The sequence below is a fragment of the Frondihabitans peucedani genome, from assembly GCF_039537585.1.
Classification (GTDB): domain Bacteria; phylum Actinomycetota; class Actinomycetes; order Actinomycetales; family Microbacteriaceae; genus Frondihabitans; species Frondihabitans peucedani.
Window position 1 is genome coordinate 36272 of record NZ_BAABAU010000003.1, and the last position, 15131, is coordinate 51402.

General features: G+C 70.7%; 13 protein-coding genes. 4 read left to right on the top strand and 9 right to left on the bottom strand.

Annotated elements, in window-relative coordinates; translation table 11 throughout:
• Positions 1-1677, bottom strand: coding sequence for a ribonuclease J (locus ABD733_RS11590; protein ID WP_344796342.1), 1677 nt, complete (start codon positions 1675-1677; stop codon positions 1-3).
• An 80-nt stretch (positions 1678-1757) separates the two neighbouring features.
• Positions 1758-2735: a 4-hydroxy-tetrahydrodipicolinate synthase gene (dapA, locus tag ABD733_RS11595; RefSeq protein WP_344796344.1), complete on the bottom strand. Its 978-nt coding sequence runs from the start codon at positions 2733-2735 to the stop codon at positions 1758-1760.
• Positions 2736-2820: 85 nt separating this feature from the next.
• On the opposite strand from dapA, the gene ABD733_RS11600 reads away from it, so the two are divergent.
• Positions 2821-4629 (top strand): RecQ family ATP-dependent DNA helicase, encoded by a 1809-nt coding sequence (locus tag ABD733_RS11600; protein ID WP_425552912.1) that lies wholly within the window; start codon positions 2821-2823, stop codon positions 4627-4629.
• Positions 4630-4651: 22 nt separating this feature from the next.
• On the opposite strand, the gene thyX is transcribed toward ABD733_RS11600, so the two are convergent.
• Complete coding sequence (gene thyX, locus ABD733_RS11605; protein ID WP_344796348.1) at positions 4652-5539, bottom strand: FAD-dependent thymidylate synthase; 888 nt, start codon at positions 5537-5539, stop codon at positions 4652-4654.
• A gap of 96 nt (positions 5540-5635) precedes the next feature.
• Here thyX and ABD733_RS11610 point away from each other — a divergent pair, with 96 nt between their 5' ends.
• Positions 5636-6544 carry a TIGR01777 family oxidoreductase gene (locus ABD733_RS11610; protein ID WP_344796350.1) on the top strand — a complete coding sequence of 303 codons (909 nt, stop codon included), beginning with the start codon at positions 5636-5638 and terminating at the stop codon, positions 6542-6544.
• Here the strand turns inward: ABD733_RS11610 and ABD733_RS11615 are convergent.
• Complete coding sequence (locus ABD733_RS11615; protein WP_425552913.1) at positions 6537-6989, bottom strand: hypothetical protein; 453 nt, start codon at positions 6987-6989, stop codon at positions 6537-6539. The genes ABD733_RS11610 and ABD733_RS11615 overlap by 8 nt on opposite strands.
• Before the next feature lie 7 nt (positions 6990-6996).
• Positions 6997-7737: a 4-hydroxy-tetrahydrodipicolinate reductase gene (gene dapB / locus ABD733_RS11620; RefSeq protein ID WP_344796352.1), complete on the bottom strand. Its 741-nt coding sequence runs from the start codon at positions 7735-7737 to the stop codon at positions 6997-6999.
• Here dapB and ABD733_RS11625 point away from each other — a divergent pair.
• Positions 7736-8278 carry a GNAT family N-acetyltransferase gene (locus ABD733_RS11625; RefSeq protein WP_344796354.1) on the top strand — a complete coding sequence of 181 codons (543 nt, stop codon included), beginning with the start codon at positions 7736-7738 and terminating at the stop codon, positions 8276-8278. The genes dapB and ABD733_RS11625 overlap by 2 nt on opposite strands.
• Here the strand turns inward: ABD733_RS11625 and ABD733_RS11630 are convergent.
• Positions 8275-8877, bottom strand: coding sequence for a histidine phosphatase family protein (locus tag ABD733_RS11630; protein ID WP_344796356.1), 603 nt, complete (start codon positions 8875-8877; stop codon positions 8275-8277). The genes ABD733_RS11625 and ABD733_RS11630 overlap by 4 nt on opposite strands.
• A gap of 14 nt (positions 8878-8891) precedes the next feature.
• On the bottom strand, positions 8892-10262 hold the full coding sequence (locus tag ABD733_RS11635) for a M16 family metallopeptidase (protein ID WP_344796358.1): 1371 nt from the start codon (positions 10260-10262) through the stop codon (positions 8892-8894).
• A 211-nt stretch (positions 10263-10473) separates the two neighbouring features.
• On the opposite strand from ABD733_RS11635, the gene ABD733_RS11640 reads away from it, so the two are divergent.
• Complete coding sequence (locus tag ABD733_RS11640; protein WP_344796360.1) at positions 10474-11091, top strand: TetR/AcrR family transcriptional regulator; 618 nt, start codon at positions 10474-10476, stop codon at positions 11089-11091.
• Between the two features lie 70 nt (positions 11092-11161).
• Here the strand turns inward: ABD733_RS11640 and ABD733_RS11645 are convergent, their stop codons facing one another.
• Together ABD733_RS11645 and ABD733_RS11650 are read right to left on the bottom strand one after the other, a co-directional pair.
• Positions 11162-12262 carry an aldo/keto reductase gene (locus tag ABD733_RS11645; RefSeq protein ID WP_344796362.1) on the bottom strand — a complete coding sequence of 367 codons (1101 nt, stop codon included), beginning with the start codon at positions 12260-12262 and terminating at the stop codon, positions 11162-11164.
• A 461-nt stretch (positions 12263-12723) separates the two neighbouring features.
• The gene (locus tag ABD733_RS11650) at positions 12724-14997 is read right to left on the bottom strand and encodes a polyribonucleotide nucleotidyltransferase (RefSeq protein ID WP_344796364.1); all 2274 of its coding nucleotides are present in this window, start codon (positions 14995-14997) and stop codon (positions 12724-12726) included.
• Between the last annotated feature and the right edge of the window lie 134 nt (positions 14998-15131).

Genomic DNA, 15131 nt, shown 5'->3' on the forward strand with positions numbered 1-15131 from the left:
TCAGGCCGAGATGACGACCGGGACGATCATCGGACGACGGCGGTGCTGGCTGTTGACCCAGCGCCCGACGGTCCGGCGGACGACCTGGCTGAAGGCGTGCGCGTCGCGCGTGCCGTTCTCGGCGGCCTCGGTGAGCGCGGCCAGGATCTTCGGCCGCACGTCGTCGAAGACCGACTCGTCTTCGGCGAATCCGCGCGACTGGATCTCGGGGCCGACGACGACGCGACCGGTGGTGGGGTCGATCGCCAGGAAGACGCTGATGAAGCCCTCCTCGGCCAGCACGCGCCGGTCTTTCAGGTCGGCGTCGGTGATCTCGCCCACGGTCGAGCCGTCGACGTACACGTAGCCGAGGTCGAGCTGACCGGCGACGGTCACGACGCCGTCGCGGAGGTCGACCACGATGCCGTCCTGCCCGGTGATGATGTTCTTCCGCGGCACGCCCGTGCGCTCGGCCAGCGCGGCGTTGGCGAAGAGGTGCCGGTGCTCGCCGTGGACGGGCAGGACGTTCTTCGGGCGCAGGATGTTGTAGCAGTACAGCAGCTCGCCGGCGGAGGCGTGCCCGGAGACGTGCACCTTCGCGTTGCCCTTGTGCACGACGTGCGCGCCGAGCTTGGTCAGCCCGTCGATGACGCGGTAGACGGCGTTCTCGTTGCCGGGGATGAGGCTCGAGGCCAGGATGACCGTGTCGCCCTCGCCGATCTCGATCTGGTGCTCGAGGTTCGCCATCCGCGCCAGGACCGCCATCGGCTCGCCCTGCGACCCGGTCGACATGTAGACGATCCGGTCGTCGGGGAGGTCTTTCGCCTTCTTCGAGTCGATGAGGACGTTCTCGGGGACCTTCAGGTAGCCGAGGTCGGCGGCGATCGTCATGTTGCGGATCATCGAGCGGCCCATGAACGCGACGCGGCGCCCGTTGGCGTGTGCGGCGTCGAGCACCTGCTGGACGCGGTGGACGTGGCTGGAGAAGCTCGCGACCACGACCCGGCGCGGAGCGCGGGCGATGATGTCGTCGAGGACCGGCCCGATGTCGCGCTCGAGAGCGGTGAAGCCGGGGACGTCGGCGTTCGTCGAGTCGGGGAGGAACAGATCGACACCCTCCTCGCCCAGGCGGGCGAAGGCCCGGAGGTCGGTGATGCGGTCGTCGAGCGGGAGCTGGTCCATCTTGAAGTCGCCCGTGTGGAGCACGAGCCCGGCCGAGGTGCGGATCGCGACCGCGAGCGCGTCGGGGATGGAGTGGTTCACCGCGACGAACTCGAGCTCGAACGGGCCGAGCTTCTCGATCTGCCCCTCCTTGACCGCCAGCGTGTAGGGCTGGATGCGGTGCTCCTTGAGCTTCGCCTCGACGAGCGCCAGGGTCAGGGTCGACCCGAGCAGCGGGATGTCTTTACGGAGACGGAGGAGGTAGGGGACCGCGCCGATGTGGTCTTCGTGACCGTGCGTCAGGACGACGCCGAGGATGTCGTCGAGACGGTCTTTGATCGGCGAGAAGTCGGGCAGGATCAGGTCGACGCCCGGCTGGTGCTCTTCGGGGAAGAGCACGCCGGCGTCGACGATGAGGAGCTTGCCGTCGAGCTCGTAGACGGTCATGTTGCGGCCGATCTCGCCGAGGCCGCCGATCGGGATGACACGGAGCGTGCCCTTCTCGAGGGCGCGGGGAGTCTGGATTGTCGTGGGCATCTGTTCCTTGGTGTTCGTGTGCGAGGTCGTGAGCCTCCGGTGTAGGTCTGTGTGCCCGGCGCGCGGGTGGTGGGCCCGCGCTAGCGCGTGGTGCCGTGCACCTTCGGCAGGGCGCCGCCCGCGGCCGCGTTGCGGTCGGGGCGGAAGGACGAGAAGTCGACGCCGGGGATCTGCCCCACGTGCGACAGCTCGTCTTCGATCAGGGCGGCCTCGGTGTCTTCGGGGCCGACGAGCGGCAGGCGGACCCGCGGGCTCGAGATGCGGCCGAGGCCGTGGAGGATGTACTTCGCCGCGACCGTGCCGGGCACGTGCGTCATGACGGCGCGGACCAGCGGCTCGAGCTGCTTGTGGGCGGCCGTCGCGGTCGCGAGGTCGCCCGCGTTCACCGCGTCGACGATGGTGCGGTAGGGCGCGGCCGCGATGTTCGCGGTGACGCCGATGAGGCCGGTCGCGCCGATCGAGAGGTGCGGGAGCACGTTCGTGTCGTCGCCGGAGAAGTAGAGCAGGTCGGTCTGGTTGAGCACCCGGCTGACCTCGGCGAAGTCGCCCTTGGCGTCTTTCACGCCGACGATGTTGGGGTGCTTCGCGGCGCGCAGGATCGTCTCGTAGCGGATGGGCACGCCGGTGCGGCCCGGGATGTCGTACAGCAGCACCGGGAGGTCGGTCGCGTCGGCGATCATCCGGAAGTGGGTCAGGATGCCGGCCTGCGTCGGCTTGTTGTAGTACGGCGTGACGATCATGACGCCGTCGGCGCCGGCCTTCTCGCTGGCCTTGTAGAGCTGGATCGCGTGGGCGGTCTCGTTGGAGCCGCCGCCGGTGATGATCTTCGCCCGGCCGGCCGCGACCGACCTGCCCACCTCGACCAGCCGCAGCTTCTCGGGGTCGGTCAGCGTCGAGGTCTCGCCGGTGGTGCCGGTCACGACGATGCCGTCGGCGCCCGCGTTGATGCAGTCGTCGATGTGCTTCTCGACGCCCGGCCAGTCGACCTCGCCGTCGGCCGTGAAGGGCGTGACCAGAGCGACCAGGACCTGACCGAAGGGATTCGCGATGTTCGACACCCCTACAGAGTATCGGCACCGCCACCCCTTGCAGGAATCGTCCGGGTTTTGCAACCCCCCACGAGCACGGACGCGGCGGGGTTCGATGCTGGACGTGAGCACAGCACCGACCGGCACGACCGACCTGGACCCGAACGACCCGGACCCGAACGATCCGGACCCGAACGATCCGGACACGCACGAGCCCGACCTGCCCGACCTCGACCGCACGGCCCTGGAGCGCTTCGGCTGGGAGCACGTCCACCACGGCCAGCGCGAGGCCGTCGAGCACCTGCTCGCGGGACGAGACGTCGTGACCATCATGCCCACGGGCTACGGCAAGTCGGCGGTCTACCAGCTCGCGGCCGTCCTGCTCGACGCGCCGGTCGTCGTCGCGTCGCCGCTGATCGCCCTGCAGGCCGACCAGGAGGCCGGTCTCCTCGAGGCCCCCGGCGCTCCGCCCACCGCCTCCGTCAACTCGTCGAAGAGCGCGTCGCAGCTCGCCGCCGCGTGGGAGATGGTCGAGGGCGGCGGGGCGTCGATCCTGTTCGTGTCGCCGGAGCAGCTCGCGAAGCCGGAGATCCTCGAGCGGCTCTCGGAGCGCGGCGTCGCGCTCGTGGTCGTGGACGAGGCGCACTGCGTGTCGTCGTGGGGGCACGACTTCCGCCCCGACTACCTACGGATCGGCGACGCGGTGCGGCGGCTCGGGCATCCGACGACGCTCGCGCTGACGGCCACCGCGTCGCTGCCCGTCCGGCGGGAGATCGTCGACCGGCTGGGGATGCGCGATCCTGCGATCGTCAGTCACGGGATCGACCGGCCGAACATCCGGCTCGCCGTCGTCCGGCACGCCGACGCGGACGCCAAGCGCGACGCGGTGGCCGACGAGGTCGTCGCCCGCGCGGAGGCCGCACCCGGGTCGGGGCTCGTCTACGTCGCGACGCGGAAGGACACCGAGAGCCTGGCGGCGATCCTGCGCGATCGCGGCCTGTCGGCGGAGGCGTATCACGGCGGGCTCGCGGCGAAGCGGCGGGACGGGATCCACGGGCGGTTCCACGACGGCGAGACGCGGGTCGTCGTCGCGACCAGCGCCTTCGGCATGGGGATCGACAAGCCGGACGTGCGCTTCGTGGTGCACGAGGCGGTGCCGGAGTCGATCGACGCGTACTACCAGGAGATCGGCCGGAGCGGGCGCGACGGCGACGAGGCGTCGGCGACTCTCCACTATCGGAGCGAGGACCTCGGGCTACGGGCGTTCTTCGCGTCGCGGAAGCCGGGTCGGGCGACGGTCCGGCGGGCGGTCGAGGCGCTGGAGCAGGCGGACGGGCCGCTGACCGTCGTCGATGTCGCGGAGCGGTCCGGGCTCGCTCGTCGGACCGCGGGCTCCGTCGCGAATCTGCTGGAGGAGGCGGGCGTCGTGCGCTCCGACGACCGCGGGCTCGTCGCGGACGGCCCCGTCGATGCCGAGGAGGCCGTCGCGCGCGTCCGGGAGGTGACGGGCGGGCAGGAGCGCATCGCCGCGTCCCGCCTCGAGATGATGCGCTCCTACGCCGAGGCGCGGACCTGTCGGCGGCGCGTGCTGCTCGGGTACTTCGGCGAGCAGGACGCTCAGGAGTGCGGGCACTGCGACCTCTGCGAGGAGACCGGCGCCCAGGATCACGGGGCTGCCGGAACCGCGGCGCAGGAGCACGACAGCGGGACCGTGGCCGCGGACGAGGTCTCAGACGACGCCCCGGACGAGTCACCCGAGCGCTGTCTCGACGTGGAGACGGAGGTCGAGCACCGCGAATGGGGCCGCGGCACCGTGATGGAGAGCGAGGCGGACCGCGCGACGATCTTCTTCGAGGGGCAGGGCTACCGGGTGCTGTCTCGGGAGCTGGTCGAGGAGAACGGCCTCCTGACGAGCGTCGAGTAGACGCCGGGCGACCGCGGACCGACTACGGGGCGACACGGCCGTTCTTGCCGAACGCGGCGTAGGTGAGCGGCATGAGCCCGGCCCAGATGTCTTCCATCTTCTCGGCGCACATCTCGATCTCGCGCTGCGGGAACGACGGGAAGTGCGTGCCCTCGCGCTTGGTGCGGAGACTCAGGAAGTTCATCAGGGAGCGCGCGTTCACCGTGACGTACATCGACGAGTAGATGTTCAGAGGCAGGACGATGCGGGCGACCTCGCGGGCGACGCCGGCGTCGAGCATGTCCTGGTAGGCGTCGAAGGCCTGGACGGACGACTCGCGGACGGCCGAGTCGACGAGCTCGAACTGGTCGGCGGTGCCGGGCACGAAGTCGTAGGCGCCGGGCTTGCCGACCTGGACCAGGTTGCGCGTCTCGGCGGGCACGTAGAAGACCGGGTTGAGCTCGCGGTAGCGGCCGCTCTCTTCGTTGTACGACGCCATGCGGTGCCGCATGAACTCGCGGAACACGAAGATCGGCGCCTGGACGTAGAAGGTCATCGAGTTGTGCTCGAACGGGGAGCCGTGACGGTCGCGCATCAGGTAGTTGATGAGACCGGCGCCCTTCGTCGCCCCCTCGCTCTCGGCGCTCGCCTGCGCGCCCTCGAGGGTCTGCTCGCCCATCGTCGAGACGCGGGCCGCGAAGAGCACGTCGGAGTCGTGGGCGCTCGACCGGACGAGCTCGACGGTGACGTCGCTGCGGAACTCCGGCGTCGGCCGGGCGCGAGCGCCCTCGTGAGCAGCGCTGGCCGCGGCGAGCTCGGAGGTGCCGGCCTGCGTGGTGGCTGCGGGCTCGGTGGCGGTGGGCTCGGTGGCTGCGGGCTCCGACGATGCGGGCGTGGTCGATGCGGGCGTGGTCGAGGCTTCTTCTGGCACGGGAACGAGACTACCGGCGAGCGGAGACATTCACGGCGGCGTCCCCAGCCAACCGGGCGGACGCCCGTCTACGCTGAACCCGACGAAGGGCGCTCCATGACTCCGAACGACTCCACCGGCTCGACCGTTCTCATCGCCGGAGGCTCCGGGCTGATCGGGTCCGAGGTCACCAGGCAGCTCGAGGCGGCCGGGCACACCGTGCTCACCCTGGTGCGGCGGCCTCCGTCGAAGCCGACCGAGTTCACCTGGTCGCCCGCCGCGGGCATCCTCGACTACACGCTGATGGACCGCGCCGACTCGGTCGTCAACCTCTCCGGGGCGTCGCTGTCGAAGCTCCCGTGGACGCCTGCCTACAAGCACGAGATCCACGACTCCCGGGTCACCGCGACGCGGACCCTCGTCGAGGCGATGCGACGTGCCGAGACCCCTCCGAGCGTCTTCCTGAGCGGGTCCGCGGTCGGCGTCTACGGCGACCGGCCGCTCGACATCCTGACCGAGGACTCGACCCGCGGCACGGGGTTCCTGGCCGACGTGGTCACCGACTGGGAGGCCGAGGCGGAGGGCGCGCCGGAGTCGACGCGCGTCGTCCTGCTCCGCACCGGGATCGTCATCGGGCCCGGCGGCGCGATGAAGCCGCTGCTCGCCCTGACGAAGGCGTTCCTCGGGTCACGGCTCGGCAACGGCTCGCAGATCTGGCCGTGGATCAGCCTCCACGACGAGGCCGCGGCGATCGTCCACCTGCTGAGCAGCGACCTCGAAGGCCCGGTCAACCTCGCCGGCCCGGTCCCCGCCACCAGCAACCGCCTGACCGCGCGGGTCGCCGAAGACCTCGGCAAGCCCTACCGGCTCGCCGTCCCCGAGTTCGCGATCCGCGGGTTGCTCGGCGACGCCGGCCAGGAGATGCTGCTGTCGAGCCAGAAGGTGGTGCCGCAGAGGCTGCTCGACGACGGGTTCGTGTTCCGCCACGAGACGGCCGAGCAGGCGCTCGACGCCCTGATCAAGTAGGGCTGGAGGGCTCGCGCCGCAGGCGGATGGAGCGCCGGATGGCGCCGCGCGCGCGGCGCCGGTCTCCGCACGCGTCGTAGGCCAGCCCGAGCCGGAACCAGGCCCGCCAGTCGTCGGGGCTGGCCTTCACGGCGTCGGCGTAGCCCGGGAACGCCTCGTCGGCCGCCTCCCGCTCGTAGCGTCCGCTCGCCCGGCGGGGCACGTCGTCGACGGGCAGCGAGCCCTCGCTCTCGAGCTGCTTCACGATGCGCTCGGTCGTCCAGCCGAAGCGCACCTCGGCCAGCAGGGCGAAGACGCCGATGATCGGCAGCACGAACAGCGCGACTCCGATCACGATCGCGACCGGCTCGCCGGTCTCGAGGAACAGCACGGCCCGCTGGGCGATGAGGACGAGGTAGAGCACGAGGAGCGCGCACATCACGACGGCCGCGATCCTGCCCTTCACGGGGTCGTCACTCCGGGGCCCCGAGCGACAGGATCGAGTCGAGGCCGACGACGACTCCCGTGACGGTGGGCGCCGCGTCGAGAGAGAGCCGGATGCCCTTCTCGTAGGCCGACTGCGCCGTCGTGTCGTGGAGGAGCGACAGCGTCTCGCCTGTGCCGCCGAAGACGACCTCCTGGCGGGCCTCGATGCCGGGGAGCCGGAGGCTGTGCACCGGCACGCTGGCGACCTGCTGCCCGCGGGCCCGCTGGTCGGCGTGCGGCGCGCGGACGGGCCCGAGGTCGCGCCGTGCCGCGGCGATGAGCTCCGCCGTGCGGATCGCGGTGCCCGACGGCGAGTCGACCTTGCCGGGGTGGTGGGTCTCGATGATCTCGACGGACTCGTAGAAGCGGGCCGCCATCGTGGCGAAGGTGGTGGCGAGCACCGATCCGACCGAGAAGTTGGGGATGACCAGGACGCCGGGCCCGTCGACCTCGGCGACGACGCGGCGGAGCGCTGCGAGCCGGGGCTCCGACCAGCCGGAGGTGCCGACGAGGACCGGGATGCCGGCCCGGACGGCCTTCTCGACGATGCCGGGGCTCACGGCGGGCACGGTCACGTCGACGACGAGGGCGGCACCGACGACGCCCTCGAGGTCGTCCTTCGACGAGAGGCCGGCGTGCAGCTCGAGCTCCGGGTCGTCGTCGATCAGCCGGAGGAACAGCCGCCCCATCTTGCCTGTTGCTCCGACCACGGCGACACGAGTTGTCATGCGTCAAGGCTACCCGGGGGTCGCTAGCATCGTCGTCGTGGTGCACTATCGCGAGGTCCCTGTCGACGAGCCCGAGGCGCACGCCCTCCTCGAGGCCTACTTCACCGAGCGGATCGCGACGTTCCCCGATCCTGCCGGGTACACCACCACGTTCCCCGACTCGGCCGCGTTCGTGCCGCCGCGCGGAGTGTTCGTCGTCGTCGACCTCGACGATCGAGAGGCCGTGGCCTGCGGCGGCATCCGCAGGATCGACGCCGGCTCGTCAGGAGAGGTCAGGTACGAGGTCAAGCACCTCTTCGTGTCGCCGGACGGCCGTGGGCACGGGCTGGGCAAGGCCCTGCTCGCCGAGCTCGAGCGTCGCGCCGCCCGGTTCGGAGCGACGGAGGCCGTGCTCGACACCAACGACAGCCTGACCGCTGCCGGGGGCCTCTACCGCTCGACCGGCTACTCGTCGATCGAGCCCTACAACGACAACCCGAACGCGACGCACTGGTACGCCAAGCGCCTGAGCGCCGTCGACGCGCCGGATATCTCCGGCTAGAGCGGCTGCTCGACCGGGAGGCCGGTCCGGAGCTCCACCGGCAGGTGCCCGAGGTCGTTGTGCGTCACGAGCTCCGGCGGCTTCGCCGAGCGCACCCGGATGATCGTGAGCCCGCAGTTGGCCTGGTTGACGCCCATCCAGCGCCAGGACGGCGCCCCGAACACCTCGCGGACGAACCAGCCGATCACGAAGTTGTGCGTGATGAGGAGGTCGTGTCGGTCTTCGCGAGCCGGCGTCAGCCACTCGGCGACCGCGTCGGACATCTGCGCCTCGCCGGCCTCGATCTCCTGCTCGGTCACTCCCCCGAAGAACGGCTTGTAGGCCTGCGGCATGTCGGGCGACGGCCCGCAGGGGATGCAGTCGAACAGGAGCGTCGACGGCTCCGGCGTCAGGGCCGGCATCATCTCGGTCATGATCGTGGCCGTCTCGGCGGCGCGCTCGAGGGGCGAGTGCCAGGCCGCGTCGAACGGGACCCCGCCGAGCCGCTGGGCGATCGCGCGGGCCTGCCGCTTGCCCCGCTCGGAGAGCGGGCCGTCGGGGAGGCCGTACTCGGCGTCCTGCTGCTCGCCGTGCCGGACGAGGTAGAGGTAGTGCGACACTGTCGCCTCCTGATTCACGGAAGGGCCGGCGGCGTCGTCGCCGCGGGCCGGACGTCGGACGGATCGAACAGCGCAGGATCGACGTCGCCCACGACCACCGTGGACAGTACGCCCGCGCGCAGCTCGGCGGCGAGACTCTGCACGTCGTCGGCCGTGACCGCCGCCAGGCGGGCCAGCGACTCGTCGAGATCGACGAACTCGCCCGTTGAGATCTCGGCCCGCCCGAGGCGGTTCATGCGCGTGTCGCTGTCTTCGAGGGCCAGGGCGGCCGCCCCGCCGAGCATGCCGAGGGAGCGCTCGAGCTCGTCGGAGGTGGCACCGTCGGCCGCGAGCCGGTCGAACTCGTCGAGCAGGAGCCTCGACACGTCGGGGGCGTTGCGGGGCGCGCAGCCGGCGTAGAGGCCGAAGAGGCCGCCGTCGGAGTAGCTGGGCGTGAACGAGTAGACGGAGTAGGCGAGGCCGCGCTTCTCGCGGATCTCCTGGAAGAGCCGCGACGACATGCCGCCGCCGAGGACGGCGTTCAGCATGCTCAGCACGGGGCGCCGCGGGTCGGTGAGTGCCAGGCCGGGCACGCCGAGCAGCACCGTGGCCTGCTCCAGGGGGCGAGGGAGGACGAGGACGGGCTCGCCCTGCACGAAGGGGGCCGGGGCGGTGGAGCGACGAGGGACCGGGGTGCCCGCGGAGGCGGGCCAGCCGGCCCGGGTGAGGGCGGCCTCGATCCTGCGCACCAGCTCGTCGTGATCGACGGCACCGGCGACGGTGACGATGAGGTCTTGCGGACGGTAGTTGGCCCGGTAGTGGCGGAGCACGTCGTCGCGCTTCGCCTGGCGGATGCTGTCGGGCGAGCCGCCGATGGGCCGACCGAGCGGGTGGTCGCCGAAGACGGACTCGAAGAGGCGCTCGCTGCCGACGTCGGCCGCGTCGTCGTCGGCCATCGCCAGCTCGTCGAGGATGACGCCCCGCTCGATCTCGAACTCGGCCTCGTCGAGCGTCGACGAGATCACCATGTCGGCGAGGACATCGACAGCCATGTCGAGATCGACGTCGCGGACCTTGGCGTAGTAGCAGGTGTACTCCTTGGCGGTCGCGGCGTTGTGCTCGCCGCCGACGCTCTCGAAGGCCACGGAGATGTCGAAGGCCGACCTCGTCTCGGTGCCCTTGAAGAGGAGGTGCTCGAGGAAGTGGGTGGAGCCCCGTTCGCCCTCGGTCTCGTCGCGCGAGCCCACGGCGACCCAGAAGCCGACGGTCGCGCTCCGGGCCCCGGCCATGCGCTCGGAGAGCACCCGGACACCGGTCGTCAGGATGCTCCGGCGGACGAGCTCGTCGCCGGATGCGCGGAACGAGAGCTCGACCTGGTCGAGTGGCAGCGGGACAGGACCATTCATCGCGTTCGAGCCTACGGGATCGCTGACACCCGAACTGGGGTACGGCAATTGTGGACAGACAGACTCGTCTGTTTGTCCTCCTCCATGCTAGGGTCGGTCCACCGAGTGAGGGGCCGAGGCCCCGAAGCCCGGCGGCTAGTCGGACATCCGTCTGCCACCGTCGTTCCCCTGACGACGGTCTCCAGCCGAATCGTCCTCAAGGAGCCACGCTGTGACGGTCGAATTCCCCCCATCGGCCGTCCAGCGCTCCCCTGACGGGCGTGGCCTCCAGTCGGGCCCCGGCGCCAAGGCGCGCGTGCTCGCGACCGCAGACCGCCTCTTCTACCACGAGGGCATCCGGACCGTCGGCGTCGACCGGCTGATCGCCGAGTCGTCGGTGACGAAGGCGACGTTCTACAAGCACTTCGGGTCGAAGGACAACCTCGTCCTCGACTACATCGGACGCCGCCGCGACGAGGCCAGGCAGTCGGTCGAGGACATCCGGCGCGCCACCGAGACGCCGCTCGCCGCGCTCCGCGCCATCGCCCTCGACATCGTCGAGGCCCTGCAGTCGGCCGACTTCCGCGGCTGCCCCTTCTCGAACGCCGCATCCGAGTTCGCGGAGGCGGCCCACCCCGTCCGCCGGGTCGTCGTCGCGCACCGCGACTGGTACACCGAAGCCCTCGACGAGCTCTTCCGAGACGCCTCGCACCCGATGCCGGGCGATGCGGCCGACGAGTTCTACCTGGCCCGCGACGGTGCCATGAGCGGCGCCTACGCCGGCGACGCCATCGCGTCCTCGGCGGCCTTCACCCGCGTCACCGACGCCCTCCTCGCCGACTGCCGCTGACCGTGCGCGCCGTCGTCCTGGTCGCGCTCGTCGCGGCCGCGGTCCGCGTGACGCTGCGGGGCCGGGGTCGCTAGGAGCTGACCCGGTCGAGCTCCGCGACCTCGTGCCGCGTGAGCTGGACTCGAGCGGCCTCGGCCAGCTCGACGACCTGCTGCGGCGACGTGGCGCTGGCGACGGGCGCGACGACGTTCGGCTTGGCCAGCAGCCACGCGAGGGAGACCGCGGCGACCGGCGCGGCGTGGAGCGAGGCGATGCGGTCGAGCTCCGCCAGGATCCGGAGGTTCCGCTTCGAGAGGAGCTTCGCGACCTCGCTCCCCCGCCGGTGACCCTTGATGTCGGCCTTCGTGCGGTACTTGCCGGAGAGGAAGCCGCTCGCGAGCGCGAACCGCGGCATGACGGCCAGGCGCTGCTGGGCCGCGACCTTCGCGAGGTCTCTCTCGTACTCGGCGCGGTGGACGAGGCTGTACTGGTTCTGCAGCGCCACCATCGGGGCGATGCCGAGCATGCCCGAGGCGATCCTGGCCTCGTAGAGCCGGTTGCCGGAGTGGTCGGACCCGCCGAACCAGCGGACCTTGCCGGACCGGATCAGGCGGTCGACGCCGAGCAGGGTGCGTTCGAACGCCACCTCGGTGTCGTCGATGTGCAGGTAGAGGAGGTCGATGCGGTCGGTGCCGAGCCGCTTCAGCGACGCGTCGACGGCACGCTCCATCGCCCACGGCGTGAGACCCGGGTTGTCGCGGTTCTTGCCGACCTTCGTGGCGAGCACGACGTCGTCGCGCGAGCGCCTCGAGCGCATCCACTGCCCGATCAGGCGCTCGCTCGCGCCGTCGGTGTACGAGTCGGCCGTGTCGAGGAAGTTCCCGCCCACGTTGAGGTAGGTGTCGAGGACGTCGAAGGTCTGGGCGTCGTCGGTCGTCCAGCCGAAGACGTTGCCGCTCAGCGCGACCGGGAAGACCCGGAGGTCGGAGACTCCGAGGCGCCGGCGGGGCTGGATGATGCCGAGGTCGACCGGGACGGTGGAGATGGGCTGCGTCGGAGCGGAGTGGCGGCCGTGGGGTGCGGCGGGCCGCTGATCCTGCGCATTCTCATGCGCGTCGTCCTGTGTGGCCGCGGATCGGCGCGCGGAGGATCGCGGAAGGGACGAATCGACGCGTGCGGTCGGTTCGGTCACTCGCTGCCTCCTGATATCTGCCTGAGACGAGAGTAGATCGCCTTCTGGGCCGCAACAGCGCGGCGCACCAACTCGTTACCGAATTCGTCACCCCAGTTCCGGGGCGGTTTCGCAATCCGGCCCACCGTCGGGCCGGGGTACGGCTGCCAGTGGGTTCATCGAAAGCGCTCAGCCGTCTCTGGGCTGAGTGCGGTGGTGCCCACAGGGGCCGTCCGTAGTGTCTGTCGTGTGCGGTTCCTGGGAGGGTTCCGGGGCGACGTTCTTCGTGGTGGGGGGCGTCGTCGTCACACTGTGCCGGTGGGTAAGCCGGCGCCGAGAAGGGCCAGTGCGGTGGGGATCGCGCTGGCCCTTCGCCAATTCTGCTGCCGACCCGCGGGGCCGCGCCGCGCGGGGGCGGAACGCGGAACGCCCGCCGCCGACCGGGGTCGGGGCGGGCGCTCGCGTGATGAGGCTCGGAGAGGCTAGACCTCGACCGACGCGTCTTCGGAGACCTCGGCCGCGCCGGAGGAGTCGGTGTCGGCCTCCTCGGCGATGACCGGGGCGAGCGAGAGCTTGCCGCGGTCGTCGGTCTTGGTGATCTCGACCAGGATCTTCTGGCCGACTCCGAGGACGTCCTCGACGTTCTCGACGCGCTTGCCACCGGCGAGCTTGCGGACCTCGCTGATGTGCAGCAGACCGTCTTTCCCGGGGAGGAGCGAGACGAACGCACCGAAGGTCGCGATCTTGACGACCGTGCCGAGGAACTGCTCGCCGACCTCGGGGTTGGTCGGGTTGGCGATCGCGTTGACCTGGGCGCGGGCGGCCTCGGCCGACGGACCGTCGACGGCGCCGATGTACACGGTGCCGTCTTCTTCGATCGAGATGTCGGCGCCGGTCTCGTCCTGGATGGCGTTGATCGTCTTGCCCTTCGGGCCGATCAGCTCGCCGATCTTGTCCTGCGGGATCTGCACCGAGATCACGCGAGGCGCGGTCGGGGCCATCTCGTCGGGGGTGTCGATCGCCGAGTTCAGCACGTTCAGGATGGCCGTGCGGGCCTCCTTCGCCTGCTTGAGGGCGGCGTCGAGCACGGCCGAGGGGATGCCGTCGAGCTTCGTGTCGAGCTGGATCGCGGTGACGAACTCGGCGGTGCCGGCGACCTTGAAGTCCATGTCGCCGAGGGCGTCTTCGGCACCGAGGATGTCGGTGAGGGCGGCGTAGCGGGTCTGGCCGTCGACCTCGTCGGAGACGAGACCCATGGCGATGCCGGCGACGGGGGCCTTCAGCGGGACGCCCGCGTTGAGCAGCGACAGCGTCGAGGCGCAGACGGAGCCCATCGAGGTCGAGCCGTTCGAGGACAGCGCCTCGGACACCTGACGGATCGCGTAGGGGAACTCCTCGCGGCTCGGCAGGACCGGCACGAGGGCGCGCTCGGCGAGGAAGCCGTGGCCGATCTCGCGACGCTTCGGCGAACCGACGCGGCCGGTCTCACCGGTCGAGTAGGGCGGGAAGTTGTAGTGGTGCAGGTAGCGCTTCTTGGTGATCGGGCTCAGCGAGTCGATCTGCTGCTCCATCTTGAGCATGTTCAGCGTGGTGACACCCAGGATCTGGGTCTCGCCGCGCTGGAAGATGGCGGAGCCGTGCACGCGCGGGATGACCTGCACCTCGGCGTCGAGCGGACGGATGTCGGCGAGGCCGCGGCCGTCCATGCGGATCTGCTCGGTGAGGATGCGTGAGCGGACGACCTTCTTGGTGACGGACTTGTAGGCGCCCGAGACCTGACCGGTGGCGGTGGCGGGCAGCGAGCCCGCCTCGACCTGCTCGGCGATGGCGGCCTTGACGCGGCCCTTCAGCGCGTCGTCGGCGTCCTGGCGCTCCTGCTTCGCGGCGATCTGGTAGACGCCCTTCAGCTCCTCCTCCGCGACAGCGGCGACGGCCGAGTAGACCTCGTCGGTGTAGGGCGGGAAGACGGGGTAGTCGGCGATCTCCTTCGCGGACTGCGCGGCGAGCTTGGCCTGCGCCTCGACGAGGACCTTGAGGAACGGCTTGGCCGCCTCGAGACCCTGCGCGACGACGGCCTCGTCGGGCTTGGTGTCGCCGCCCTGGATGAGGCCCCAGGCGTGCTCGGTGGCCTCGGCCTCGACCATCATGATCGCGACGTCTTCATTGCCGGCGGCGTCGGTGACGACGCGGCCCGCGACGGTCAGGTCGAAGACGGCGTCCTCGAGCTGCGACGCCTTCGGGAAGGCGACCCACTGGCCCTTGATGAGCGCGAGGCGCACACCGGCGATCGGGCCGGAGAAGGGCAGACCGGAGATCTGCGTGGAGGCGCTGGCCGCGTTGATGGCCAGGGCGTCGTAGAACTCGTCGGGCGCGATCGACAGGACCGTGATGACGATCTGGACCTCGTTGCGGAGGCCGTCGACGAACGACGGGCGCAGCGGCCGGTCGATCAGACGGCAGACGAGGATCGCCTCGGTGGAGGGGCGGCCCTCGCGACGGAAGAACGAGCCGGGGATCTTGCCCGCGGCGTAGGAGCGCTCCTCGACGTCGACGGTCAGGGGGAAGAAGTCGAAGTTGTCCTTCGGGTTCTTCGAGGCGGAAGTGGCCGACAGAAGCATGGTGTCTTCGTCGAGGTACGCGGCGACGGCTCCCTGAGCCTGCTGCGCGAGGCGGCCGGTCTCGAACCGGACCGTCCTGGTGCCGTACTTGCCGTTGTCGATGACGGCTTCGGCGAACTTGATCTCTGGACCCTCCATATGGGGGTTCTCTCCTCTTTGTTTTGTATCGCCCGACCTTGTTGACAGGCGATGTCGCACAGGGAGCACACGCGGAGTGGAGGCGACCTCGACGGCACGCCTGAGGGCGTGCGCAGACGAACCGCGCTTAGGAG